Raw genomic sequence first — 22,957 nt, 5'->3', positions numbered from 1 at the left:
TAAGGAGCCCGCCTATCGGGCTTCCTGTATACCTGAAATAACTGAATGTAAGTAAGTTGGGTATATTATTCGTTTGCCTTAACTTAGCTCAAAGACGCTTGGTTATTTAGCAGTCAAAATGTGACTTCAAATACACAAATCTCTTGCTGAAAACATTGCTAGTCAGTCCACATAGGGCTAAAATGTGAGCGCAAACGATTAAATATGATTTATATGTAAACCGCTGAAATATAGCGGTTTTTGTGTTTTTTAACAGGTTGATGGCAATTTCTAATCAGATAGAAAAAAGATAAAATTCATCGACCGATGCTGCTACGTACCCTTTTGTCGTACTTGGACCAACCGCTGCCGAAACACTTAGCGCCAACCTTAGATTGCTGGGTGTAAAACCATTAGAGCATCAGGTACATCCAACACGACATATTTCAGTAGCTCGATACAGGACACCATTTATGGCCACTATAAAAGACGTTGCTCGCTTAGCCGGCGTTTCCACTACGACAGTTTCGCACGTTATCAATAAAACGCGTTTCGTTGCAGAAGCAACGCAAGAAAAAGTAATGAAAGCCGTGGACGAGTTGAATTACGCGCCAAGTGCGGTTGCACGCAGCCTAAAGTGCAACTCAACTCGTACTATTGGCATGTTAGTAACGCAGTCAACCAACCTATTCTTCTCAGAAGTGATTGACGGGGTTGAGAGCTACTGTTACCGCCAAGGCTACACTCTGATTCTGTGTAATACGGGTGGGATTTACGAAAAACAACGCGATTACATCCGTATGCTGGCTGAAAAACGTGTTGATGGCATCCTAGTGATGTGTTCTGACTTAACCGAAGAGCTTAAAGAGATGCTTGACCGTCATGCCGACATTCCTAAAGTGGTCATGGATTGGGGTCCAGAAAGCTCACAAGCGGACAAGATCATGGATAACTCAGAAGAAGGTGGCTACATCGCAGCCAAACATCTGATCGACAATGGCCATACTGATATTGCTTGTCTAAGCGGTCATTTTGAAAAACTTGCTTGCCAAGAGCGCATTGCAGGTTTCCGTCGCGCGATGAGCGAAGCAAACCTAGCTGTAAATGAAGATTGGATCCTTGAAGGTAACTTTGAATGTGATACGGCCGTATTAGTCGCAGATAAAATTACAGCAATGGACAAACGTCCGACAGCGGTATTCTGTTTTAACGACACAATGGCTCTGGGCCTAATGAGCCGCTTACAACAAAACGGTATCAAAGTTCCTGATGATATTTCAGTGATCGGCTACGACAACATCGAGCTTGCGGAATACTTCTCTCCACCGTTAACCACTATCCACCAACCTAAACGTCGTGTGGGTAAAAATGCGTTCGAGATCCTACTTGAGCGAATCAAAGATAAAGAACACGAAAAGCGCATTTTCGAAATGCAACCTGAGCTTGTAATTCGAAACACCGTGAAGAAAATGAACTAAAATTCGCCAAATATAACGATGTCAAATAAGCGCTCTAAAAGGGCGCTTATTTTTCATCTCTAAATAACTTTTCCCTGACTTAGGTTTGTTAGACAAAAAATCTCGAATCTCTAAGTCTCTGTTTTATATGTAGGTAAATCACACTCCCTCACAACCTCGAGATCATCCCGCCTTATTCTCAAATATGCACAAACATGCGCTTGTCGACACTTTTTATTGAACCGGAATCACACTTTTACGGGTAAAACGTGATGTTAATTCAATATACGAAGTATGCTCATTCTGTCACGCACAGGGCAAACCATTCGAAAGGGTGGGACGCAAAGCCTCCGGCCTGAACCATAGTACTATATGGAAGGTAGCGGGGTTACCGATGGCAAGTGTGCAAGCGATGACTTTACCCTGTAATGACATTGCTTTTGCACATGTTTGCTACTCTCTCGGACCTGACTTTTGGTGGCGTAATATTAATTACACCGAGATAACAAAACATGGATAAACCGATACTCAAAGACTCTATGAAGCTATTTGAGGCACTTGGTAATATCAAGTCGCGCTCAATGTTTGGTGGCTTCGGACTATTCGCTGATGAAACAATGTTTGCACTAGTTGTAAATAATCAGCTTCATATAAGAGCAGACCAACAAACTTCATCTGACTTCGAGAAACAAGGGCTAAAGCCTTACGTTTATAAAAAACGTGGCTTCCCAGTCGTTACAAAGTACTACGCAATTTCCAACGATTTATGGGAGTCTAGCGAACGCTTAATCGAAGTAGCTAACCAATCGTTGAAAAAGGCAAAGCTTGAAAAAGAACAGCAAGCAACTACAAAGCCTAATCGCTTAAAAGATTTGCCTAACTTACGACTGGCGACTGAACGCATGCTAAAAAAAGCAGGCATTGAGTCAGTAGAAAAACTGGAAGAGGAAGGTGCACTTAACGCTTATAAAGCGATAAGAGATACGCACTCTGCAACCGTCAACATTGAGCTGTTATGGGCACTAGAAGGGGCTATTAACGGTACTCATTGGAGCGTTGTGCCTCAAGCTCGCCGAGATGAGTTGATGAACGGCCTCCAATAAAAGTCGGCCTTAAAAACTATCTTGTAAAACCGCAGTCTAATCTGCGGTTTTTTTGTGAAATTTTTTCGACTTTCCTTCTGTCTTATTACATATATCCCAAATTGGAATCATAAATATGAATAAGAAACTGATATTAGGCCTAATACTGGTCGCGATCATTATCTTTTTAGGCGTTAACTTTAGTCAGTATTTAACGTTGGAAAATGCAAAAGCCCAACAAGAAGCGCTGACCACATACATCGATCAGAACTTTGTTTTTTCGGCAGCTATTTACTTTTTTGCCTACATTGCAATTACCGCTTTTTCTATTCCTGGTGCTGCTGTGGTTACATTACTTGGTGCGGCCCTATTCGGTTTTTGGACGAGCTTATTACTGGTTTCTTTCGCCAGTACTGTGGGTGCAACGCTAGCATTTTTAAGCAGCCGATATTTGCTGCGTGACTGGGTACAAAACAAGTTCGGCAATAAGTTAATCGCAATTAACCAAGGTGTCGAAAAGGACGGTGCATTTTATCTATTTTCCTTGCGTCTCATTCCGGTATTCCCTTTCTTTCTTATCAACTTGTTGATGGGCTTAACGCCAATGTCTGTAGGTCGATTTTACCTTACTAGCCAAGTAGGTATGTTGCCAGGCACTGCAGTTTACTTAAACGCCGGTACTCAGCTAGCAACAATTGAAAGCCTGTCAGGCATTATTTCACCTGCGGTATTGGCCTCTTTTGCGTTACTGGGGCTGTTTCCAATCATCACTAAATGGGTTATGAATAAAGTAAGGCCAACACCGAGTCAGCAAAACTCATAATTAGTAAGTGGACGTGTTTAATGAAAATATTCATTGCTAAAAACCCAGCAGAAGCGCATATCGTGTGCGAATTATTGAAAACCGAGCAAGTCTACTGTGAAGTCCGCGGAGAAGGCATTTTCGGTTTAAAAGGAGAGCTGCCGTTTAGTGATGATACCGATCCTTATGTCTGGCTTTTTGACGCCAAACAACAAGTAAAAGCAGAAGGAATAGTACAAGCCTACCGCAAACAATCCGATGGAAATGAGTATCAAGATTGGCAGTGCCCGAAGTGCCATGAGGTAAACGAGGGGCAGTTTGGTGCTTGTTGGCAATGTGGACATCAAATAGGGGAGCCTTAATAACTCCCCTACTCCTATTCAATCGATTTATTAAGCGCTAAGCAGAAACCGTTTGCTGCTTAATAAATTCGATGGAATGTTGGTTGAAATCTTCAGGGCGCTCAACATTACAGACATGACCACAGTTGGGGATCTCTCGTAAAACACTAAGCTTATGCGCCGCAACCATTTCTTTAACAGGCTTAATAAACATGTAATCTCTGTCGCCCATTAAATAGAGTGTGGGAATGGGTAACTCTCGATCTTTAAAATACTTCATTAAAGGATTTACATCAGCAGCAAGAATAAACCAACGTTTAAATTCTTTTTGGCAAAGCTTCTTGGCCTCACGAATAAAAAGATGGCGAGACTCTCGCTGGCTTCTCTGTGGCATAACAATGTACGCAAAAAGTTTGTAGAGCCACATGTACGGCAGAATGTGCTTACAAAAATTACCTAATTTAACCAATATTTGAGAACGAGTATTGAGCCTTGTGACAGCACCACCGAGTACCATTGAACGCACGCGTTCTGCTGATAATTCAGCAAGGTTTCGAACAATAATGGTACCAAGTGACATACCGACAAAATGAGCGGATTGGATCTTTAAATGGTCCAATACTTTCAAAATATCTTGGGTAACTTCCGTAAAGGTATAACGGCTGGCAATGAGCTCTTTAAGTAACTGATTTGACTTTCCATGACCTCTTAAATCGATCAGCAATAAGTTAAAATGTTGCTTGTAAGCTTTGATTTGCTTGAACCAGATAGAAGAGCTACCGCCAGCACCATGCACAAATACAACCCACTCATGACTAGTAGGGTGCAAATAGGTTTTATGAAAAAGTAGCGGCTGGGTCATATTCAAGTATCAAAAAGGTCGTGCTATTGAGTAAAAAGCCATCCTACCACACTCCCCTTACTCAAGATAATAAAGGCACCTCATTCGGTGCCTTTCGTTACAATTTTAAGTCAATTTAACGCCGAATTGTAAAGTTGCAAATAAGCTTCTGCGGCCTTTTGCCAACAAAAATCTTGTTGCATCGCGTGCAACTGTACTTTATTCACTTCAGGTTCGTTTTGAGCATAGAGCAACAGTGCCCTTAGCATCGTTAACAACAATGCCTGCGGTGTCGGTTCGAAAAAAACAAACCCCGTCGCTTCAGAAGGGTTCACATCATAATCGTTGACGCTGTCTTTTAGACCACCGACACCACGTACTATCGGCAATGTACCGTAAGACATACTATAGATTTGATTCAAACCACATGGTTCAAACTCAGAAGGCATCAGAAAGAAATCAGAACCCGCTTCAACGATATGCGCAAGTTCATTATCATAAGCTTCTACGAAGACAAATTTACTAGAAAACTGTGCAGCAACCTCTTCTAGCTGAGCGGCTAGTACAGGGTCTCCGGTCCCAACGACAACTAGTTGAACATCGTGCTTCAAAAAATCAGCCAAAGCAGGCAATAAGTAATGCACACCTTTCTGCTGGGTCAACCGACAAACCATACCAAACATAGCAACATCTTTTTCAGGCAAATTTAGCCGCAGCTGTAATGCTTGTTTACACGCTTTCTTGCCTTGCGTCATACTTTGTTGGTCAGCGCAGTAATTAACTGGCAAGTAAGTATCCGTTTCCGGGTTCCAAGCACTGTAATCACAACCGTTCAAAATACCAACTAAGTCCTGCGCGCGTTGCTGAAACTCCCAAGCCATTCCATGACTGCCAAGCTCTGTTTTGAGTTCCTCTGCGTACGTAGGGCTGACCGCGTTTATCTTATCTGCATTCATTACACCAGCTTTGAGCATCGTAATATGCGTTGCACTCACCGCAGCATCGGGAACGTTTCGACAATGAAACTCTGGCAAGCACTGCACGTCTTCATAACTAAATACGCCTTTAAAGACCGCATTGTGAATTGAAATGACGCTTTTAGTATGAGCAAAAAACGGATCATTGCCATACCTGTGCTTGAGCAAAAATGGAACAAGACCAGTGTGCCAATCGTTCGCGTGTATGATATCCGGCTGAAAAGCAAGCTTCGGCAACATGTCTAAACATGCCGCACTAAAAAACGCAAAGCGCTCACCGTTATCGGTATACGCTTGGTTGTTCTCCGCATACATCGATGGTCGATTGAAATACGGCTGACAATCAATCAGATAAACAGGATTTTGACCTAGCATGAGCCGCAGAACTCGATACTCCGTATGCGGCCATGATGTTAGTTCTGTTTCTAATACAACTTCTGCGTCAGCGAGTTTATCAATACTGCTGTACGCAGGGATGGTAATTCTTACGTCTTGCTGTAGGTTTTGAAGGGCTTCCGGTAGTGCCTTGGCAACGTCTGCCAAGCCACCACTTTTAATGAGACCTTCAACCTCAGAAGCTACAAACAGAATAGATAAGTTGTTAGTAGCCAACTCGAGCTCCTTTCGGAATAACAACAATGCCCTCCTCAGACACATGGAAGTGTTTTTTATCTTCTTGAAGATTCACACCAATCTGAGTACCAGGAGCAATATCGGCATCCTTATCGACAATCACACGACGTAAAACACAGCCTTCGCCAATTTTCACGTCACCAAGAAGGATACATTCGCTGATATCGCAAGCAGATGCAATATTACTGCGGAACCCAAGCACCGACTTTTCTATTCTTGAGCCTCTGACGTAACTGCCATTACATACCAAACTGTCGATGATCTGAACACGGCCATTATCAGAGTCTGTAAATGTCGCTGGCGGCAGTGGAGGATAATAAGTATGCAGCGGCCATTTACGGTTATATAGTGAAAACGGTGCGTCTTTTTCTAGCAGATCCATGTGCGCCTCCCAGTATGCATCAATGGTTCCCACATCACGCCAGTACACCTCTTCTCTTTCACCGCTGATTTTGTTAGTACTGAAGTCATACACGAACACGTCACCTCGAGGGAACATCTTAGGAATAATGTCCTTCCCAAAATCATGTGACGAAGCTTCATTATCCGCATCTTCAACCAACTCAGAGAATAACACCTGAGCTTCAAAAACGTAGTTACCCATTGAAACTAAAGCGTAATCAGGATCGCCAGGAATCGACTTCGGGTTTGCTGGTTTCTCTTCAAAGCCTATCATGCGACCTTCACTGTCCACTTCGATAACCCCAAATTGCGACGCCTCTTTTAGTGGCATACGCAATGCCGATACCGTGAGAGAAGCCTGTTTCTCTGAGTGGAAGTTCAGCATTTGTTTAATATCCATCTTATAGATATGGTCAGAACCAAAAATACAAACTTGATCCGGCTCCTCTAGTTCCATAAAACGGAGGTTTTGATAGATCGCGTCCGCCGTTCCTTCGTACCAACGCTTACCAGTGCGCATTTGAGCAGGAATAGGATCGATAAAGCGGTCAGTGATGCCATTAATGTTCCAGCCCTTTTTTAAATGATGGAACAAAGATTGAGATTTAAATTGGGTGAGGACGTAAATGCGCATTAAATCCGCATTTACAAAATTGTTTAGAGCAAAATCGATCAATCGATAGCTACCACCAAACGGTACCGAAGGTTTACTACGAGATTCTGTTAAAGGTCTCAAACGAGAGCCTTCACCGCCAGCAAGAATCATTCCCAAAACACCAGCCATTTGTTGTTCTCCATATCGTTATAGCTTGGATTTGGTACTCGCTTGAATGAGTCATACTCGGGGAGTCAAGCGAATACATTTAGTAACCGTATCAGGAGTTTCTTTGAACTCTTACAACACGATAAAAAAGCTACGGCACTTCCAGTATGCAACGTCCACTCTTTTCTTATTTTTCGACGCAAAATGCACACAGTTGCACTAATTTTTGTAATAAATTATCTAAGCAGGTTCTAAATTACAATTTTTAATACGCCATTCTGTGTTCCATACAGTTCTTGCTTACTCAAGACGATATCTAGATCACACATGCAAAAGCAAACGATTACATTATGAAAACAATTTACGAACGGATTCACTACACGACCGACTTTTTGAGCTTAATATATAACAAATACATGAACGCAAAATGAAAGTTACGACGAATGTTTTTTACATAAAAAATACGTTCGCTACTAATAAATCGTGACTCTGGTGTTTTCTAGCGACAATGGTGCTTGTTAAAGTGAGGAAAGGTCGATTAGAGGAAGAATGCGCAGGAGAAAACTGTCGGCCCCTACGCAAAAAAGGCAGCGATATCGCTGCCTTTTTACATTACTTTAATGATGCATTTTTATGCTTTCGCTTTTTTACGCTTATCTGTGACTTCCCACTTACCTTCAACAAAGAGCGCTGTCCAACCAGATGGTTTGCCGTTCTCTTCCGAACGAACGTAGTTCTCTTTTGTTTTGCGACTAAAACGTACGACTGCAGGACGACCATCAGGATCTTCTTGCGGTGCGGTCGCTAGGTATTTGAACTTCTCAGGTAAACGCTCTTCAAAACGTGCCAGTTCAGCAACCAAAGGAGCACGTGTCTCGCGCGATTTCGGGAAGTTGCTTGCCGCCATAAATAGACCTGAAGCACCATCACGAAGTACGAAATACGCATCTGAGTTTTCACAAGGCAACTCGGGGAAATGAACAGGATCTTCTTTCGGTGGCGCGACTTCGCCATTCTTCAGAATCTTACGAGTGTTCTTACACGTTTCACTCGTACAGTCCATGTATTTACCAAAGCGACCGTTCTTAAGCACCATATCAGAGCCACATTTGTCACATTCAACAACTGGACCATCATAGCCTTTGACTTTGAACTCACCGTATTCAACAAGGTAGCCTTCACAGTTCGGGTTATTACCACAAACATGCATCTTACGCTTGTCATCAATCAGGTACGCATCCATCGCCGTTTCACAGATCGGACAACGCTTTTTAGCACGAAGCGCGGCCGTTTCAACGTCTTCTTCTAAAACGTTAATAATGCCTTCTTCATCACCCAAGTTGATGGTTGTCTTACAACGCTCTTTAGGTGGTAACGCGTAACCTGAACAGCCTAAGAACACACCTGTCGAAGCGGTGCGGATACCCATTGGGCGCCCACACGTCGGACATTCGATATCCGTCATGACGATATGGTTTAGCTTCATACCGCCTTCTGACTCATCCAATTCCGCTTTTTCAAGATCGCCAGTGAAATCAGCAAAGAAGTTATCTAGCACTGCTTTCCAGTTCACTTCACCTTCCGCGATTTGGTCCAGTTTCTGTTCCATGCGGGCAGTGAAGTCGTAGTTCATTAAATCGTTAAAGCTGTCATCAAGGCGGTCGGTAACAATTTCGCCCATTTTTTCGGCGTAGAAACGACGCTGATCAACTTTTACGTAACCACGATCTTGAATCGTAGAAATGATCGATGCATAAGTCGAAGGACGGCCAATGCCTCGTTTTTCCAGCTCTTTAACCAGTGCTGCTTCAGTGTAGCGCGCAGGTGGCTTTGTAAAGTGCTGTTTAGGGTCAAGTGACTCTAAGCTTAGCTTATCGCCAAGTTGTACCGCAGGAAGGATTGTATCCTCGTTTTTGCCCATTGGACGTTGTACACGAGTCCAGCCGTCAAATTTAAGGATACGGCCTTTCGCTTTAAGCGTGTATTCTGCTGCTTTTACGCTGATGGTTGTTGAATCGTATTCTGCTGGCGTCATTTGACACGCAACAAACTGATTCCAAATCAAAGCGTAAAGTTTGTGCGCATCAGCATCGACACCTTGCAGGTCTTCCGCTTTAACACCCACATTTGAAGGACGGATCGCTTCGTGCGCTTCCTGTGCCCCTTCTTTACTGCCATACGTCAGCGGTTTCGCTGGTAAGTACTTATCACCAAATTCAGAACCAATAAAGTCACGTACAGCGTCCACAGCCTCGGCACTTAGGTTAGTCGAGTCCGTACGCATATAAGTGATGTAACCGGCCTCATAGAGGCGCTGAGCTAGCATCATGGTCTTTTTCACGCCGTAGCCAAGACGTGTACTCGCTGCCTGTTGAAGCGTAGAGGTGATGTAAGGTGCTGAAGGCTTGCTCTTCGTCGGGCGATCTTCACGCTTACATACTTCGTAACTTGCATTCTCAAGCACAGACATCGCTGCTTTGGTTTCTGCCTCATTAACTGGCTTAAACGCAGAACCATCTTTCTGAGCAACAAGTAGTTTAAAGTCCGCTTTGTCTTTCGTTTTCGTATTCGCATGAATATCCCAGAATTCTTCTGGTACAAACGCGTTAATCTCACGCTCACGCTCAACTAATAGTTTCACCGCAACAGACTGCACGCGACCAGCAGATAAACCACGAGCCACTTTCTTCCAAAGTAAAGGTGAAACCATAAAACCAACGACACGGTCCATGAAGCGACGCGCTTGTTGGGCATTAACACCATCCATGTTCAGCTCTCCAGGTGTCTGGAAAGCTTGTTGGATCGCGTTTTTCGTAATTTCGTTAAAAACTACACGTTTGTATCGCTCTTCATCGCCACCTATGATCTCACGAAGGTGCCATGCGATTGCTTCCCCTTCGCGGTCCAAATCGGTTGCGAGATAAACGCAATCTGCGTCTTTGGCGAGTTTTTGTAGTTCGTTGACAACTTTTTCTTTGCCTGGAAGGATTTGGTAATTCGCTTCCCAGTCATGATATGGGTTAATCCCCATTTTTTTGATCAACGCTTTGCGGTCTTTCTCTTTTTTAACGCGCGCTTTCTCTTCCGGACTCATCCCTTTTGTTGAGATGGCTGCGGCTTTTTTCTCACCAGTGCTTTGACCGGCCGTAGGCAGATCACGCACATGACCAACACTAGACTTAACAATAAAGTCTTTACCAAGGTACTTATTTATCGTCTTTGCCTTGGCTGGTGACTCCACTATAACGAGTGATTTACCCATAACTGACTCTAACGTCCTTCATAATAATGCGGGTAGAAACCTTGTTTAAAGGCCACCCGCATAATGTTCTATTTCATTGCTTCTTTTTTTACTATTGTGCGAGATGAAAAGAAGATCAACTGCTTTTTTGAAATTCAGATCCGATTGGTTGACAATTCATCGTCTTTATACTTCAAAGAGACAGGGTTCTGAAAGGTATTGAGCGGCATATCTAAACAGGCAAACTTAGCATCCGCTAATCCAATGCAATAAATTTTGTTACCCATCACAAAATAGTTTCGTTCAGTGGCTCTTCCATATCCTCCAACTAATCATACTTACACTCTAAAAATTGATCTGTTTAGGCTAAGTGAACGATTGACTGAATTAATCATGCAAACCCATTTTAGTTGTAGGTATACTCAGCGTTCTCAACTGAAATGAATGGTAGAAAAAGTATGTCTGATAGAACGTTTATCGAAGAGTTCGACCTTCTTTTGATCGCTAACCAAATCATCCAAGAACACGATGATTACATCGAAGGGATGCGAGCAACAAGCGTAGAAGAAAAAGAAGGTGTTTTAGTTTTTAAAGGTGAATACTTCCTTGATGACAAAGGTTTACCAACTTCAAATACGACTGCAGTATTCAATATGTTCAAATACTTAGCGCATCACCTTTCCAAGGAATTTACGCTGGTTAAATAGTAGCGGAAAACAAAAAAAGCCAGAGTGTTATTCACTCTGGCTTTACTGTTTCAGGTCAGAATATTTAGCAGCTTAAAGCCTTAAGTTTGTCGAAGTAGTCAGGGAACGTTTTCGACGTACACTTTGGATCGTTAATCGTCACAGGCGTATCACTAAGTGCCACCAGCGAAAAACACATCGCCATTCGATGATCATCGTAAGTATCAATTGCAGCATGCTTTAACTGAGAGACAGGTTTGACGATGATGTAGTCTTCCCCTTCTTCCACTTCCGCACCAACTTTACGTAATTCCGTCGCCATAGCTGACAAACGGTCTGTTTCTTTTACACGCCAGTTATAAACGTTACGAATAGCAGTAGTGCCTTCGGCAAATAGCGCTGTTGTCGCGATGGTCATTGCAGCATCAGGGATATGGTTGTAATCCATATCGATGCCTTTCAATTGACCAACACGTGAAATTACGTAGTCATCACCCCATTCAATTTCTGCACCCATTTTTTCAAGCGCATCAGCAAATTGAATATCACCTTGAATGCTGTTTTTACCGATACCCGTGACTTTAACTTCTCCGCCTTTGATGGCTGCAGCCGCCAAGAAGTAAGAAGCAGAAGACGCGTCACCTTCAACCAAGAAATCACCTGGAGCGATGTATTGCTGACCGGCAGGAATCACAAACTCTTGATAGTCGTTGTTGATCACATCGACCCCAAACTGCTTCATGATATGCAGGGTGATATCGATATAAGGCTTAGAAACCAACTCGCCTTCGATGTTGATGCGCATTTCACCTTCAGCCAATGGCGCAGACATTAAGAAAGCGGTCAAGAACTGACTTGAAATGGATCCATCGATAGAAACTGTACCTGCTTTTAGGCCAGTACCGACTATTTTGAGAGGCGGAAAGTTCTCGTTTTCCATGTACTCAACGTTCGCACCAGCATCTTTCAGTGCCGTGACAAGGTGACCAATTGGACGCTCTTTCATACGAGGTTCGCCCGTCAGTACATACTCCCCTTCCCCAAGACAAAGAGCCGCAGCTAATGGTCGCATCGCAGTGCCAGCATTACCGAGAAATAACTCTACCGGTTCTGAGACAGAAAACGGACGCCCAAGGCCTTCAACGAGACATTCTGTTTTATCTTCGGAAAGTTGGAATTGAACGCCTAGTTTAGTCAGCGCATTCAGCATATGACGGATATCATCACTGTCGAGGAGGTTAGTAAGGCGAGTTCTGCCTGTAGCAAGAGCAGCAAGTAAAAGAGCTCGATTAGAAACGCTTTTAGAGCCAGGAAGATTCACTTCCCCTTGAATTTTATTGATAGGTTGTAACGTTAGGCTTTCCATTAAAAGTTGATAATCCTTTGTGCCCTCAACATACGATTTTTTATGAGAGCTAAACAATTCTTCGTGAATTCAGACTACCCAAAAAAACACGACAAAACCAGAGCAAATCGGCGCTAATTTATGAATATACTCAAGTAGCCTAAAGATGCAGAATTAAAGGCATTGCCAGCGATGTAAATAAGAGCGAAAGAGGCGCGACGAAACAGCAAGCTATTTCGACTTTATTTGACGATAAGCCAGCCCTACTGTGCATGCCTGGTTAGGCTACCTTAGGTTAAAATAACGTAGGATTAATAAGTGATATCAACCCTGACTCCATCATCAAAATATAAGATACGAACTTCATCCCCTCGACTAAATAGCATATTTTTATCAACATCTTGGATAACATTAATCAGCTTGTCGCCCTTCACTTTGATGAGTAGCTCAACTAACTTATATTCAACCGTGTATTGGTAATTACTTTGATTTTGTGCAACCGCTGCACCTGCAAGTGCACCCACTGCCGTCGCAACTTCTCGTCCAGTACCACCACCAAATTGATTGCCGACTAAACCGCCTATTGTGGCACCAAGTAGCGTTTTCCAACCATTATTTTTCGATTGAACGACCTCTTGCTGAGTAATATAACGGACAGAGTCAATCTTCCCATACACCACTTCATTTACCGGCTTGGCAACATTTCTTTCATATGCTGCGTTGGCGGCAAGTGGGAAAAACAGTATGATCCAAAGCCATACTTTCACAATATTTCTTGACCAGGTCATCATAAACTCCTCTGACTCTAATGTTGGTAACGACTTCTTATGGCTATTTATTTAACTGAACTCGATGATACGTTCAACTTTCCCTCACCGTATAAAGCACTCAGCGATCCCAATGGTTTGCTTGCTTTTGGCGGTGACTTAGATCCCATGAGAATCCTCAATGGTTACTATCAAGGCATTTTCCCTTGGTATGGTCCTGGAGAACCTATTCTATGGTGGAGCCCTTCCCCTCGCGCTGTTTTTGATCCCTTAGAGTTTAAACCGTCTAAAAGTCTCAAAAAATTTCAGCGTAAACATAACTATAAAGTAACACTCAATTTCGCGACAGAAGAAGTGATTAGACTATGTTCATCAACACGTCCTGCAGAGGAAACTTGGCTCAACGAGGAAATGCAAGCGTCTTATATTGAGTTAGCTAAACTTGGTCACTGTCACTCTGTAGAAGTATGGCATGACAACGAGCTCATTGGGGGACTATATGGCATCTGCGTTGGTCAACTTTTTTGCGGAGAGTCGATGTTTAGCCTAAAAGATAACGCATCTAAAATTGCATTGTGGTACTTATGCAACCATTTGGCGTCAAAGCAAGGTCAATTAATCGATTGTCAGGTTATGAACTCGCACTTGGCATCACTTGGCGCATTTGAACTAGAGCGTAACGAGTTTATGCAAAAACTACTATCTTTAAGAGAAAAACAAACACTATTTGATACCTATAAGCCCCAAGTTTTGCAGGATTCAGTATGAGTACGGATATACAACATATTCGAATTGGATTAACGAATAATCACCCTTGCAGTTACTTGCCTGAACGGCAAGAGCGTGTGGCGGTGGCACTTGATGCAGGGCTGCATACTGAAGAAAACTATCAACTACTGATGGCTAACGGTTTTCGTCGTAGTGGAGATACCATATATAAACCGCACTGCGAGCATTGCACCGCTTGCCAGCCAATTCGAGTCTCGATTCCAGACGTTAGACTATCAAAAAGTCAGAAGAGGCTGCTCAGTAAAGCACAGCCTTTACGTTGGGAAATGAAACCTGAAATGGATGAGGAATGGTTTGCGCTTTACAGTTGGTACATCTGCAAACGGCATAAAAACGGCACTATGTATCCACCAAAGCGTGATGAATTTTATCGGTTTGCCCAAACCAGCTGGTTGACCACTTCATTTTTGCATATTTACGATGAGTCAAATCAATTACTCGCCATTGCGGTAACGGATGTAATGACTCAATGTTCGAGTGCATTTTATACTTTTTTTGACCCTGACTACCCGTTATCTCTTGGCACTTTGGCAGTGCTCTATCAAATAAAATACTGCCAAGAAAACAAACAACAGTGGCTTTATTTGGGTTATCAGATTGATGAGTGTCCAGCAATGAACTATAAAACACGCTTTCAACGCCACCAAAGGCTAGTAAATCAGCGTTGGCGAGGGTAGAATACGCCTCAACTTTACATAATTACTATTTAGCGGCAGAATATAGCCCGCTAATATTGCCTAATTTCTAAAGAGGATTAAATGGCTAAAGAAGACGTAATCGAGATGCAAGGCACGGTCCTTGACACTCTACCAAACACTATGTTCCGTGTTGAACTTGAAAACGGTCACGTTGTGACTGCTCACATCTCTGGCAAGATGCGTAAGAACTACATCCGTATCCTAACGGGTGACAAAGTAACTGTAGAGATGACTCCATACGACCTGTCAAAAGGCCGCATCGTCTTCCGCGCTCGTTAATCTCTGATTTTCGGATGCAATAAAAAACGGAGCAGTTTGCTCCGTTTTTTATTGCATGATTTTTATTTCCGAGTAGGTTCAGACAAACAAAAAGCGCACGATAAAATCGTGCGCTTTTACTTCCCTTACGGGGCAGCGATTAATGCATCGCTGCCTCTTTCTCACTCAAATATTCAAATTTAAGTGTGTCATTCACTAGTGTTACTTTCACAGTGCCGCCGTCGACTAGAGAGCCAAACAACAATTCATTAGCCAAAGGTTTCTTAAGTTGCTCTTGGATAACGCGTCCCATTGGGCGAGCACCCATCGCCTTATCATAACCTTTATTCGCTAACCAATGGCGTGCATCTTGCGATACCTCCATTGATACGCCACGAGCATCAAGTTGCACCTGCAGTTCAACAATAAACTTATCAACAACTTGATGGATAACGCTTTCATCAAGGCTGTTAAACCAGATGATGTTATCAAGACGGTTACGGAACTCAGGAGTGAATACCTTCTTAATTTCCGCCATCGCATCGTGACTGTTGTCTTGCTGAATCAAACCAATTGATTTCTTCTCAGTTTCAGCCACACCCGCGTTGGTTGTCATAACGAGGATGACATTACGGAAGTCTGCTTTACGACCGTTGTTGTCCGTTAGCGTACCATTATCCATCACTTGCAATAGCAAATTAAAGATATCTGGATGCGCTTTCTCAATCTCATCGAGTAATACGACTGAATGTGGGTGCTTGATAACAGCGTCTGTTAGCAAGCCACCTTGGTCGTAACCGACATAACCAGGAGGTGCACCAATTAAGCGACTCACGGAGTGACGCTCACCATATTCCGACATATCAAAACGAAGTAGCTCGATCCCTAGAAGCTTAGATAGCTGCACCGTCACCTCTGTTTTACCCACCCCAGTAGGGCCAGCAAACAAGAATGAACCAACTGGTTTGTTATCCACGCCCAAACCTGCACGTGTCAGCTTGATCGCTTCGGATAATGCATCAATCGCATTATCTTGGCCAAATACCAACATCTTCATCTTGCTATCTAGGTTCTTCAAGATGTCTTTATCTGAAGAAGAAACCGACTTCTCTGGGATTCGTGCCATCTTGGCAACCATCGCTTCGATATCGGCAACACCAACCGTTTTCTTACGGCGGCTTGCAGGAGCAAGACGACTGCGAGCGCCAGCTTCATCAATGACATCAATGGCTTTATCTGGTAAATGACGTTCATTGATGTATTTCGCCGAAAGTTCTACCGCGGCACGCAGTGCTTTATTGGTGTAACGTACTTCATGGTGTGCTTCGTACTTCGGCTTCAAGCCCATCAAGATTTTAGTTGTGTCATCCAGAGAAGGCTCTACAACGTCAATCTTTTGGAAACGACGGGACAACGCACGCTCTTTCTCGAAAATGTTGCTGTATTCTTGGTATGTAGTCGAGCCGATACAACGCAACTTACCGCTACTTAGTAGAGGTTTGATAAGGTTTGCGGCATCAACTTGACCACCAGAAGCCGCACCCGCACCGATGATTGTGTGTATCTCATCGATGAACAAAATTGCATCTTCTTCTTTTTCAAGCTGTTTCAAAATTGCCTTGAAGCGTTTTTCAAAATCACCACGGTACTTAGTACCAGCCAATAGAGAACCAATATCCAATGAGTAAATCACGCTGTTTTGAATAACTTCCGGGACCTGCCCTTCTACAATTCGCCAAGCAAGACCTTCTGCGATGGCTGTTTTACCTACCCCGGCTTCACCCACTAGTAATGGGTTATTCTTGCGGCGGCGGCAAAGTACTTGAATAGTGCGCTCTAGCTCTTTATCGCGACCAATCAGTGGATCGATATTGCCATCTTTAGCGACCTGATTAAGGTTAGTCGCAAAGCTTTCCAAACGTTCTTCAGAATTCGGCTCTTCGACACTCTCTGAACTGAACGAATCTGATGATGGGTCTTCGCTTGCACCTGACGCTTTAGTAATACCATGGGAGATAAAGTTAACAATATCTAATCGGGAGATGTCGTTTTTCTTCAGTAGGTAGGCGGCATGCGACTCTTGCTCACTGAAGATCGCCACAAGCACGTTTGCACCTGTTACTTCGTTGCGGCCAGACGACTGTACATGAAAGACGGCGCGTTGTAGCACACGTTGAAAACTCAAAGTCGGCTGGGTTTCACGCGTCTCATCACTGTCTGGGATAAGAGGCGTAGTTTGATCGATGAATATATCGAGTTCGTTACGTAAAGCGTCAAGATCCGCTTTACAAGCTAAAAGGGCTTCCTTAGCTGCATCATTTTCCAATAATGCAAGTAGGAGGTGTTCGACAGTCATAAACTCGTGGCGTTTATCTCGCGCCCGAGCAAATGCACCGTTAAGGCTTGACTCTAGTTCTTTATTTAGCATAAGTACCTCCCGAAAAAACAACTTGGGTTGTTCGAGCAAGTCTTCTTTGTTTACGCTTGCTCCATAGTGCAAAGTAGCGGATGTTCATTTTCCCTTGCGTACATCGTAACTTGCGCTACTTTTGTTTCGGCAATTTCTGCACTGTATGTGCCACAGATTGCCTTTCCTTCATAGTGAATCTTGAGCATGATCTGAGTCGCTTTATCAATGTCATGTGAAAAGAATCGCTCAAGTACCTCTATGACGAAATCCATAGGTGTATAGTCATCATTATTTAGTACAACATTGTACAGCTTAGGTGGCTGAACTTTCGTACTTTCTCGCTCCAGAAGATCAGAGTCCGGAGTGACCCATTCAAAATTTTTACTCATGGCAATTCAAAGATATCGTATCAAAGGGTTGATGTTTTCGACCTATAAAAACAATCTACCACAAGCGTGCAGCGCGGTGTAGTGAGATATGGCACCGAATTCGATCTTTGATCGATAAAAGTTGCTACCTAATATAGAGACTAATGCAGGTCTTGAGGGGGCGCAAATAAAAGATGCTTGTCGATAAGTTACACATTTTTACTTATAAAATAACTTTCTTTTTACCCCCTCCGAGCTATTGCGAAACATCTCTCAGTCTTCTACCGAGATCACACTTCCTAACTGAGAATGGGGTAATTATCACGAAAACTTCATTTTTTATTCAGTTAGAGGATTCATCTATCATAAGCAACACGAACAGTATGGTTTTTCCAGTGAATACTACTTTGCAGGCTAATTGACCAAACTTCCGCGTATATACGAAAAACTGTTTGCAAATTTGTTAATCTCAAAAGTGATTTGTTTTCAATTATGTTTCTGTTTGTTGCTTAATGCTATTGACTGTCGGGATTCATTGACTACAGTGGAAAGTGTTGATGCATAAATCGTCATTTTGAATCCATTTGTTTTTAAGCAGCTTGGTGAATGTGATTTCTCATTGACTAGATGTTTGTTAGCGTTCGCTGACAATAGTAGTACCAGGTTAAAGGTATAACTTGGTTGTTGTAACAACTCAGTAAAAAATGCATGAGGGATGTAAAAGCATGGCTACAGGTACAGTAAAGTGGTTTAACAATGCCAAAGGATTTGGGTTTATTTGTTCAGATGAAGAAGAGGGAGATATCTTTGCCCACTACTCAACTATCCAGATGGACGGTTATCGTACACTGAAAGCAGGCCAACAAGTCTCATACGAGATTGAAAAAGGTCCCAAAGGCTGTCACGCGAGTAGCGTCGTGCCTCTTGAAGGTCAAGCCAAATAATTAGAGCGCTGTCGAAAAATAAAAATATTGCTCTCGAAACATCATTTTGATGTTCTGAAGAGAAAAATAAACCCGCCAAGATAGCGGGTTTCTTACTATTTGTAGCTTATGAAATGCAGATAGACCACATACAAAGTATTGATAAAATAAGAAACACATCGAAAGCGACGTGCTCTTTTCATCTATTTTACTTGTTAATGATCGCGTTAAAGGTTTCGCTTGGGCGCATCAACTTAGAAACCAATGCATCGTCTAGCAGGTAGTAACCGCCCAGTTCTCCTTTCACACCCTGTGCGTTGTTTAGCTCAGCGACGATTTTTTCTTCATGCTCTGACAACGCTTTCGCAATCGGTGCAAACTCAGCAGCGAGATCAGCATCGTCTGTTTGCTCGGCAAGTGCTTTCGCCCAGTAAAGTGCGAGGTAGAAATGACTACCGCGGTTATCTAATTCGCCCACTTTACGTGACGGAGACTTGTTGGTATCTAAAAACTCACCAGTCGCTTTGTCTAGCGTATCCGCCAAAACTTGTGCTTTCGGGTTGTTTGCCACCACACTTAGATGTTCTAGGGATGCAGCTAGTGCTAAGAACTCACCTAAAGAATCCCAACGAAGGTGATTCTCTTTTTCTACTTGTTGAACATGCTTAGGAGCAGAACCACCAGCACCTGTTTCAAATAGACCACCGCCATTCATCAGTGGAACGATAGATAGCATCTTAGCTGACGTGCCTAACTCTAAAATTGGGAACAAGTCTGTTAGATAGTCACGAAGAACGTTACCCGTTACAGAAATAGTATCTAGACCCGCTTTCATACGCTCTAGCGAGTACTTACAAGCATCAACAGGAGATAGGATCTTAATCTCTAGACCGTCAGTATCGTGCTCTGGTAAGTACGTATTTACTTTCTTAATGAGTTCAGCATCGTGCGCACGGTTTTCGTCTAGCCAGAATACGGCTGGAACACCTGTTGCACGTGCGCGAGTCACTGCTAGCTTAACCCAATCTTGGATTGGTGCGTCCTTCACCTGACACATACGGAAGATATCGCCTTCTTCAACCGCTTGCTCTAACAATACGTTACCCGCAGTATCAACAACGCGAACAGTACCCGCTGCGTCTAGAATAAATGTCTTGTCGTGAGAACCATACTCTTCTGCCTTTTGAGCCATTAAGCCAACGTTAGGCACGCTACCCATAGTGGTCGGGTCAAATGCACCGTGCTCTTTACAGAAATCAATCACCGCTTGGTAAATACCTGCGTAGCTACGATCTGGTATCATCGCTTTGGTGTCTTTTTGTTTACCATCTGGTCCCCACATTTGACCAGAAGAGCGAAGCATTGCTGGCATAGAAGCATCTACAATGATGTCGCTTGGTACATGTAAGTTTGTGATACCACGATCAGAGTCAACCATCGCAAGCTCTGGTTGAGTTTGGTAAACCGCTTGAATTGCCGCTTCAATTTCTGCTTTTTGTGCTTCAGGTAGAGACTCAATTTTCGAGTAAACATCACCAATGCCATTGTTTACATCAACGCCCAGTTCTTCAAACAGCTTACCGTATTTATCGAAAACGTCTTTGTAGTAAACTTTTACTGCATGGCCGAAAATGACTGGGTCAGAAACCTTCATCATCGTCGCTTTCATATGAAGAGACAACAGCACGTCTTGTGCTTTCGCTTCAGCAATCTCTTTCTCGAAAAATTCAACCAGCGCCTTCTTCTTCATGACTGAAGTGTCAATGACTTCTTTATCTAGTAATGGGAAAGCCGGCTTAAGCTCTTTAACTGTACCGTCATTACCGACGAACTCGATTTTGACCTCTGTTGCGCCAGAGATAGTCGTAGACTTTTCGCTACCAAAGAAGTCATTGTCTGACATGCTCGCAACATGAGACTTAGACTCTGATGACCACGCACCCATTGAATGTGGATTTTTCTTCGCGTAGTTCTTAACCGAAGTTGGAGCACGACGGTCTGAGTTACCTTCACGAAGTACTGGGTTAACCGCACTACCTTTGATTTTGTCGTAAGCCGCTTTAATCGCTTTCTCTTCGTACGTGCTCGGTTCTTCTGGGTAGTTTGGTAAATCGTAACCTTTCGCCTGAAGCTCTTTAATCGCCGCTTTAAGCTGAGGAACTGAAGCTGAAATGTTAGGCAGCTTGATGATATTTGCTTCTGGAGTTTGAGCCAGTTCACCAAGCTCAGTCAACGCATCGCCAATGCGCTGTTCTTCTTTTAGATGCTCTGGGAAGTTAGCGATAATTCGACCTGCTAGTGAAATATCACGAGTATCTACATTGATGCCAGACGATGCTGTGAATGATTGAATGATTGGTAGTAATGAATAAGTTGCTAGCGCCGGCGCTTCATCAGTGATGGTGTAGATAATTGTAGGTTTTTCTGTAGGCATGAAATTTCCCTATTTTTTAATCAACTTGTTGGCTGATCAACTCAGCGTCTGAGTTGGTTTAATTGACGCATTGCTGCACGTTAGCAGTACATGTCTCCTCACTAACGCCACATGCGGTTCGCACTCTTTGTTGTAGTTTGAAGCTCTAAGCTCTGAATCCATGAGTGCACTGATATAATTAAACAAATAACACGAATTAGTCTATCATTCTGTGCGCGTTTGTTAGTTTTAGGCGCGCAAATCATATCCGATCATGAGAAAACTTAAAACTTTCAAACACAGTTCATTTACATTTTTGCAGGGTAGTTAACATGTCATCTCGTACAGGTCAGGAAAAAGGTCGCAGTCGTAACCAGTCTAAAACGGGCCATTTTAAACACTCAGGAGCTCGCAATGGCTCGAAGACTCGTACTCAGCAAGACCGTCGCCCTAATCGCCCAACAAAAAGCCAAAAGCCAAAAGTGGCCCCCAAAGATCGTAAAGTCATTATTTTCAATAAGCCTTACGATACGCTCAGTCAATTTACCGATGGCGATGGTCGCAAAACGTTAGCGGACTATATCCCAATCAAAGATGTCTATGCGGCTGGCCGATTGGACCGAGACAGCGAAGGTTTGATGGTACTCACTAACGATGGCATCTTGCAGGCGAAGCTCACGCAGCCAAAGTCAAAATCGCCGAAGACTTATTGGGTTCAAGTTGATGGCGCTCCTCAGGAGCAAGATCTTGAAAAATTGAGAAAGGGAGTAGAGCTAAAAGATGGTATGACTCTACCAGCCGAAGTTGAAGTGATTCCAGAACCACAAGTCTGGGATAGAACCCCTCCTGTTCGTTTTCGGGCAAATATCCCAACAACGTGGCTAGCCATTACCATTATTGAGGGAAGAAATCGCCAGGTGCGTCGCATGACTGCACACATTGGCTTCCCAACGCTGCGTTTAGTTCGTTACTCGATGGGCGGCATTGTTCTTGACGATTTAAAGCCAGGGGAGTGGCGAGAAATAAAGCTCTAGGCTTAAACCTCAAAAAACATAATAGCAGGCAATCGCCTGCTTTTTTAGTTTTTGTCGTTACCAATAACGATTATTGTTGAGCAACCCACTTCTTGAATGCCTGACGTTCTTCGTCTGTCATTTCTAGGTAGGCAATCTTCGCTTTTGTTACGGGTGATTTTACTCTTTGCGCGCTTTTGCTGGTTACAATTTCAGCCGTCGCTGCTTGTAGCTCAGACAATTCGACTCTCTTACCGTTTGCAAAGAAAACGCCATGAGCTTCATTGTACTCCGCTAGTTGCTCATCAAGGTTTGAATATGGGAACGCGCCTTTCTCACCTGGCATTTTATATTGCGAGTAATCAATAGACTTATCGTTGAAACTTACTTTCCAGTCCATTTTATCTTGCTCAAACAGCTTGTCTGCCTGACGTTTTTCTCTAAAAGGTGGCGCATCAATATAAAGCTCACCCGTGCCAGAACTAAAGCCAAGAATGTATGGTGCAGAGTAAACTTGAGTACGTTTATCACCACGCCCAATCGCTTTGTTTACTTTTACAACTACTTGGTTAGAGCCATCAACAAGACCAAACGGTTCACTCAAATCATCCGCACTAACGCCATTTACAAATAGCACTTGAACGCCTTGAGCGGTAGTTAGGGTTGCTGAAGTATCAGCTTTATTTGTTGTGTCTGCGTTCGCTGTTGTACCAAACAACCCAAGCACAAATGCTACTGTCCAAGCTTTTAGTCTCATATCCTAATAACC

At 43.3% G+C, this 22,957-nt stretch carries 20 protein-coding genes and 1 riboswitch; of the genes, 10 read left to right on the top strand and 10 right to left on the bottom strand.

Annotated features, from left to right (window positions below):
* Positions 1 to 452 precede the first annotated feature (452 nt).
* The 4 genes from purR to ACHFJ9_RS13195 all read left to right on the top strand — a co-directional run bounded on the left by purR (position 453) and on the right by ACHFJ9_RS13195 (position 3,682).
* Positions 453 to 1,457 (top strand): HTH-type transcriptional repressor PurR, encoded by a 1,005-nt coding sequence (gene purR / locus ACHFJ9_RS13210; RefSeq protein WP_395357071.1) that lies wholly within the window; start codon positions 453 to 455, stop codon positions 1,455 to 1,457.
* A gap of 285 nt (positions 1,458 to 1,742) precedes the next feature.
* A riboswitch (cyclic di-GMP riboswitch) is annotated at positions 1,743 to 1,832 on the top strand.
* Between the two features lie 116 nt (positions 1,833 to 1,948).
* Positions 1,949 to 2,539 carry a TfoX/Sxy family DNA transformation protein gene (locus ACHFJ9_RS13205; protein ID WP_005390721.1) on the top strand — a complete coding sequence of 197 codons (591 nt, stop codon included), beginning with the start codon at positions 1,949 to 1,951 and terminating at the stop codon, positions 2,537 to 2,539.
* A 115-nt stretch (positions 2,540 to 2,654) separates the two neighbouring features.
* Complete coding sequence (locus tag ACHFJ9_RS13200) at positions 2,655 to 3,341, top strand: TVP38/TMEM64 family protein (RefSeq protein WP_237308480.1); 687 nt, start codon at positions 2,655 to 2,657, stop codon at positions 3,339 to 3,341.
* A gap of 20 nt (positions 3,342 to 3,361) precedes the next feature.
* Complete coding sequence (locus ACHFJ9_RS13195) at positions 3,362 to 3,682, top strand: hypothetical protein (RefSeq protein ID WP_005390719.1); 321 nt, start codon at positions 3,362 to 3,364, stop codon at positions 3,680 to 3,682.
* A gap of 37 nt (positions 3,683 to 3,719) precedes the next feature.
* Here the strand turns inward: ACHFJ9_RS13195 and ACHFJ9_RS13190 are convergent, their stop codons facing one another.
* The 4 genes from ACHFJ9_RS13190 to topA form a co-directional block, all read right to left on the bottom strand.
* Complete coding sequence (locus ACHFJ9_RS13190) at positions 3,720 to 4,523, bottom strand: alpha/beta fold hydrolase (protein ID WP_006742124.1); 804 nt, start codon at positions 4,521 to 4,523, stop codon at positions 3,720 to 3,722.
* Positions 4,524 to 4,633: 110 nt separating this feature from the next.
* Positions 4,634 to 6,091, bottom strand: a complete 1,458-nt coding sequence (gene glgA / locus ACHFJ9_RS13185) for a glycogen synthase GlgA (protein WP_282174550.1) — start codon at positions 6,089 to 6,091, stop codon at positions 4,634 to 4,636.
* A complete protein-coding gene (gene glgC / locus ACHFJ9_RS13180; protein ID WP_048626184.1) occupies positions 6,081 to 7,298 on the bottom strand; it encodes a glucose-1-phosphate adenylyltransferase in 1,218 nt (405 codons plus the stop codon). Before glgC ends, glgA begins: the two co-directional genes overlap by 11 nt.
* A gap of 610 nt (positions 7,299 to 7,908) precedes the next feature.
* Positions 7,909 to 10,539, bottom strand: a complete 2,631-nt coding sequence (gene topA, locus ACHFJ9_RS13175) for a type I DNA topoisomerase (protein WP_047008550.1) — start codon at positions 10,537 to 10,539, stop codon at positions 7,909 to 7,911.
* 437 nt (positions 10,540 to 10,976) lie between these two features.
* On the opposite strand from topA, the gene ACHFJ9_RS13170 reads away from it, so the two are divergent.
* Complete coding sequence (locus tag ACHFJ9_RS13170; RefSeq protein WP_005387884.1) at positions 10,977 to 11,225, top strand: YciN family protein; 249 nt, start codon at positions 10,977 to 10,979, stop codon at positions 11,223 to 11,225.
* A 64-nt stretch (positions 11,226 to 11,289) separates the two neighbouring features.
* On the opposite strand, the gene aroA is transcribed toward ACHFJ9_RS13170, so the two are convergent.
* The gene (aroA, locus tag ACHFJ9_RS13165) at positions 11,290 to 12,570 is read right to left on the bottom strand and encodes a 3-phosphoshikimate 1-carboxyvinyltransferase (RefSeq protein ID WP_395357066.1); all 1,281 of its coding nucleotides are present in this window, start codon (positions 12,568 to 12,570) and stop codon (positions 11,290 to 11,292) included.
* A 290-nt stretch (positions 12,571 to 12,860) separates the two neighbouring features.
* Positions 12,861 to 13,337 carry a glycine zipper 2TM domain-containing protein gene (locus ACHFJ9_RS13160; RefSeq protein ID WP_054867737.1) on the bottom strand — a complete coding sequence of 159 codons (477 nt, stop codon included), beginning with the start codon at positions 13,335 to 13,337 and terminating at the stop codon, positions 12,861 to 12,863.
* A 39-nt stretch (positions 13,338 to 13,376) separates the two neighbouring features.
* Between ACHFJ9_RS13160 and aat the strand changes: the two genes are divergently transcribed.
* The 3 genes from aat (at position 13,377) to infA (ending at position 15,082) form a co-directional block, all read left to right on the top strand.
* On the top strand, positions 13,377 to 14,084 hold the full coding sequence (gene aat / locus ACHFJ9_RS13155) for a leucyl/phenylalanyl-tRNA--protein transferase (RefSeq protein WP_065645395.1): 708 nt from the start codon (positions 13,377 to 13,379) through the stop codon (positions 14,082 to 14,084).
* Positions 14,081 to 14,782: an arginyltransferase gene (locus tag ACHFJ9_RS13150; RefSeq protein ID WP_395357064.1), complete on the top strand. Its 702-nt coding sequence runs from the start codon at positions 14,081 to 14,083 to the stop codon at positions 14,780 to 14,782. Before aat ends, ACHFJ9_RS13150 begins: the two co-directional genes overlap by 4 nt.
* Positions 14,783 to 14,863: 81 nt before the next feature.
* Positions 14,864 to 15,082: a translation initiation factor IF-1 gene (gene infA, locus ACHFJ9_RS13145; RefSeq protein WP_001040192.1), complete on the top strand. Its 219-nt coding sequence runs from the start codon at positions 14,864 to 14,866 to the stop codon at positions 15,080 to 15,082.
* 139 nt (positions 15,083 to 15,221) lie between these two features.
* Here the strand turns inward: infA and clpA are convergent, their stop codons facing one another.
* Both clpA and clpS read right to left on the bottom strand, forming a co-directional pair.
* Positions 15,222 to 17,489, bottom strand: coding sequence for an ATP-dependent Clp protease ATP-binding subunit ClpA (gene clpA, locus ACHFJ9_RS13140; protein ID WP_005390700.1), 2,268 nt, complete (start codon positions 17,487 to 17,489; stop codon positions 15,222 to 15,224).
* A 50-nt stretch (positions 17,490 to 17,539) separates the two neighbouring features.
* Entirely contained in the window at positions 17,540 to 17,860 is a 321-nt protein-coding gene (clpS, locus tag ACHFJ9_RS13135) for an ATP-dependent Clp protease adapter ClpS (RefSeq protein WP_031780157.1), read from the bottom strand.
* A gap of 704 nt (positions 17,861 to 18,564) precedes the next feature.
* Between clpS and cspD the strand changes: the two genes are divergently transcribed.
* Positions 18,565 to 18,783: a cold shock domain-containing protein CspD gene (gene cspD, locus ACHFJ9_RS13130; protein ID WP_005378407.1), complete on the top strand. Its 219-nt coding sequence runs from the start codon at positions 18,565 to 18,567 to the stop codon at positions 18,781 to 18,783.
* Between the two features lie 187 nt (positions 18,784 to 18,970).
* On the opposite strand, the gene ACHFJ9_RS13125 is transcribed toward cspD, so the two are convergent.
* Positions 18,971 to 21,196, bottom strand: coding sequence for an NADP-dependent isocitrate dehydrogenase (locus ACHFJ9_RS13125; protein WP_053807162.1), 2,226 nt, complete (start codon positions 21,194 to 21,196; stop codon positions 18,971 to 18,973).
* 311 nt (positions 21,197 to 21,507) lie between these two features.
* Between ACHFJ9_RS13125 and ACHFJ9_RS13120 the strand changes: the two genes are divergently transcribed.
* On the top strand, positions 21,508 to 22,209 hold the full coding sequence (locus ACHFJ9_RS13120) for a pseudouridine synthase (RefSeq protein ID WP_104969234.1): 702 nt from the start codon (positions 21,508 to 21,510) through the stop codon (positions 22,207 to 22,209).
* 70 nt (positions 22,210 to 22,279) lie between these two features.
* Here the strand turns inward: ACHFJ9_RS13120 and ACHFJ9_RS13115 are convergent, their stop codons facing one another.
* On the bottom strand, positions 22,280 to 22,945 hold the full coding sequence (locus ACHFJ9_RS13115; RefSeq protein ID WP_005390694.1) for a DUF2057 domain-containing protein: 666 nt from the start codon (positions 22,943 to 22,945) through the stop codon (positions 22,280 to 22,282).
* Positions 22,946 to 22,957 lie beyond the last annotated feature (12 nt).

It is taken from the genome of Vibrio sp. D3, assembly GCF_043995865.1.
GTDB classification, from domain to species: Bacteria; Pseudomonadota; Gammaproteobacteria; order Enterobacterales; family Vibrionaceae; genus Vibrio; species Vibrio diabolicus.
This window is presented reverse-complemented; position numbering and strand designations above follow the sequence as displayed.

Bases quoted from the DNA above. Each gene is read 5' to 3' on its own strand.
- purR (WP_395357071.1), top strand. From the start codon at position 453: ATGGCCACTATAAAAGACGTTGCTCGCTTAGCCGGCGTTTCCACTACG.
- ACHFJ9_RS13205 (WP_005390721.1), top strand. From the start codon at position 1,949: ATGGATAAACCGATACTCAAAGACTCTATGAAGCTATTTGAGGCACTT.
- ACHFJ9_RS13200 (WP_237308480.1), top strand. From the start codon at position 2,655: ATGAATAAGAAACTGATATTAGGCCTAATACTGGTCGCGATCATTATC.
- ACHFJ9_RS13195 (WP_005390719.1), top strand. From the start codon at position 3,362: ATGAAAATATTCATTGCTAAAAACCCAGCAGAAGCGCATATCGTGTGC.
- ACHFJ9_RS13190 (WP_006742124.1), bottom strand. From the start codon at position 4,523: ATGACCCAGCCGCTACTTTTTCATAAAACCTATTTGCACCCTACTAGT.
- glgC (WP_048626184.1), bottom strand. From the start codon at position 7,298: ATGGCTGGTGTTTTGGGAATGATTCTTGCTGGCGGTGAAGGCTCTCGT.
- topA (WP_047008550.1), bottom strand. From the start codon at position 10,539: ATGGGTAAATCACTCGTTATAGTGGAGTCACCAGCCAAGGCAAAGACG.
- ACHFJ9_RS13170 (WP_005387884.1), top strand. From the start codon at position 10,977: ATGTCTGATAGAACGTTTATCGAAGAGTTCGACCTTCTTTTGATCGCT.
- aroA (WP_395357066.1), bottom strand. From the start codon at position 12,570: ATGGAAAGCCTAACGTTACAACCTATCAATAAAATTCAAGGGGAAGTG.
- ACHFJ9_RS13160 (WP_054867737.1), bottom strand. From the start codon at position 13,337: ATGACCTGGTCAAGAAATATTGTGAAAGTATGGCTTTGGATCATACTG.
- aat (WP_065645395.1), top strand. From the start codon at position 13,377: ATGGCTATTTATTTAACTGAACTCGATGATACGTTCAACTTTCCCTCA.
- ACHFJ9_RS13150 (WP_395357064.1), top strand. From the start codon at position 14,081: ATGAGTACGGATATACAACATATTCGAATTGGATTAACGAATAATCAC.
- infA (WP_001040192.1), top strand. From the start codon at position 14,864: ATGGCTAAAGAAGACGTAATCGAGATGCAAGGCACGGTCCTTGACACT.
- clpA (WP_005390700.1), bottom strand. From the start codon at position 17,489: ATGCTAAATAAAGAACTAGAGTCAAGCCTTAACGGTGCATTTGCTCGG.
- clpS (WP_031780157.1), bottom strand. From the start codon at position 17,860: ATGAGTAAAAATTTTGAATGGGTCACTCCGGACTCTGATCTTCTGGAG.
- cspD (WP_005378407.1), top strand. From the start codon at position 18,565: ATGGCTACAGGTACAGTAAAGTGGTTTAACAATGCCAAAGGATTTGGG.
- ACHFJ9_RS13125 (WP_053807162.1), bottom strand. From the start codon at position 21,196: ATGCCTACAGAAAAACCTACAATTATCTACACCATCACTGATGAAGCG.
- ACHFJ9_RS13120 (WP_104969234.1), top strand. From the start codon at position 21,508: ATGTCATCTCGTACAGGTCAGGAAAAAGGTCGCAGTCGTAACCAGTCT.
- ACHFJ9_RS13115 (WP_005390694.1), bottom strand. From the start codon at position 22,945: ATGAGACTAAAAGCTTGGACAGTAGCATTTGTGCTTGGGTTGTTTGGT.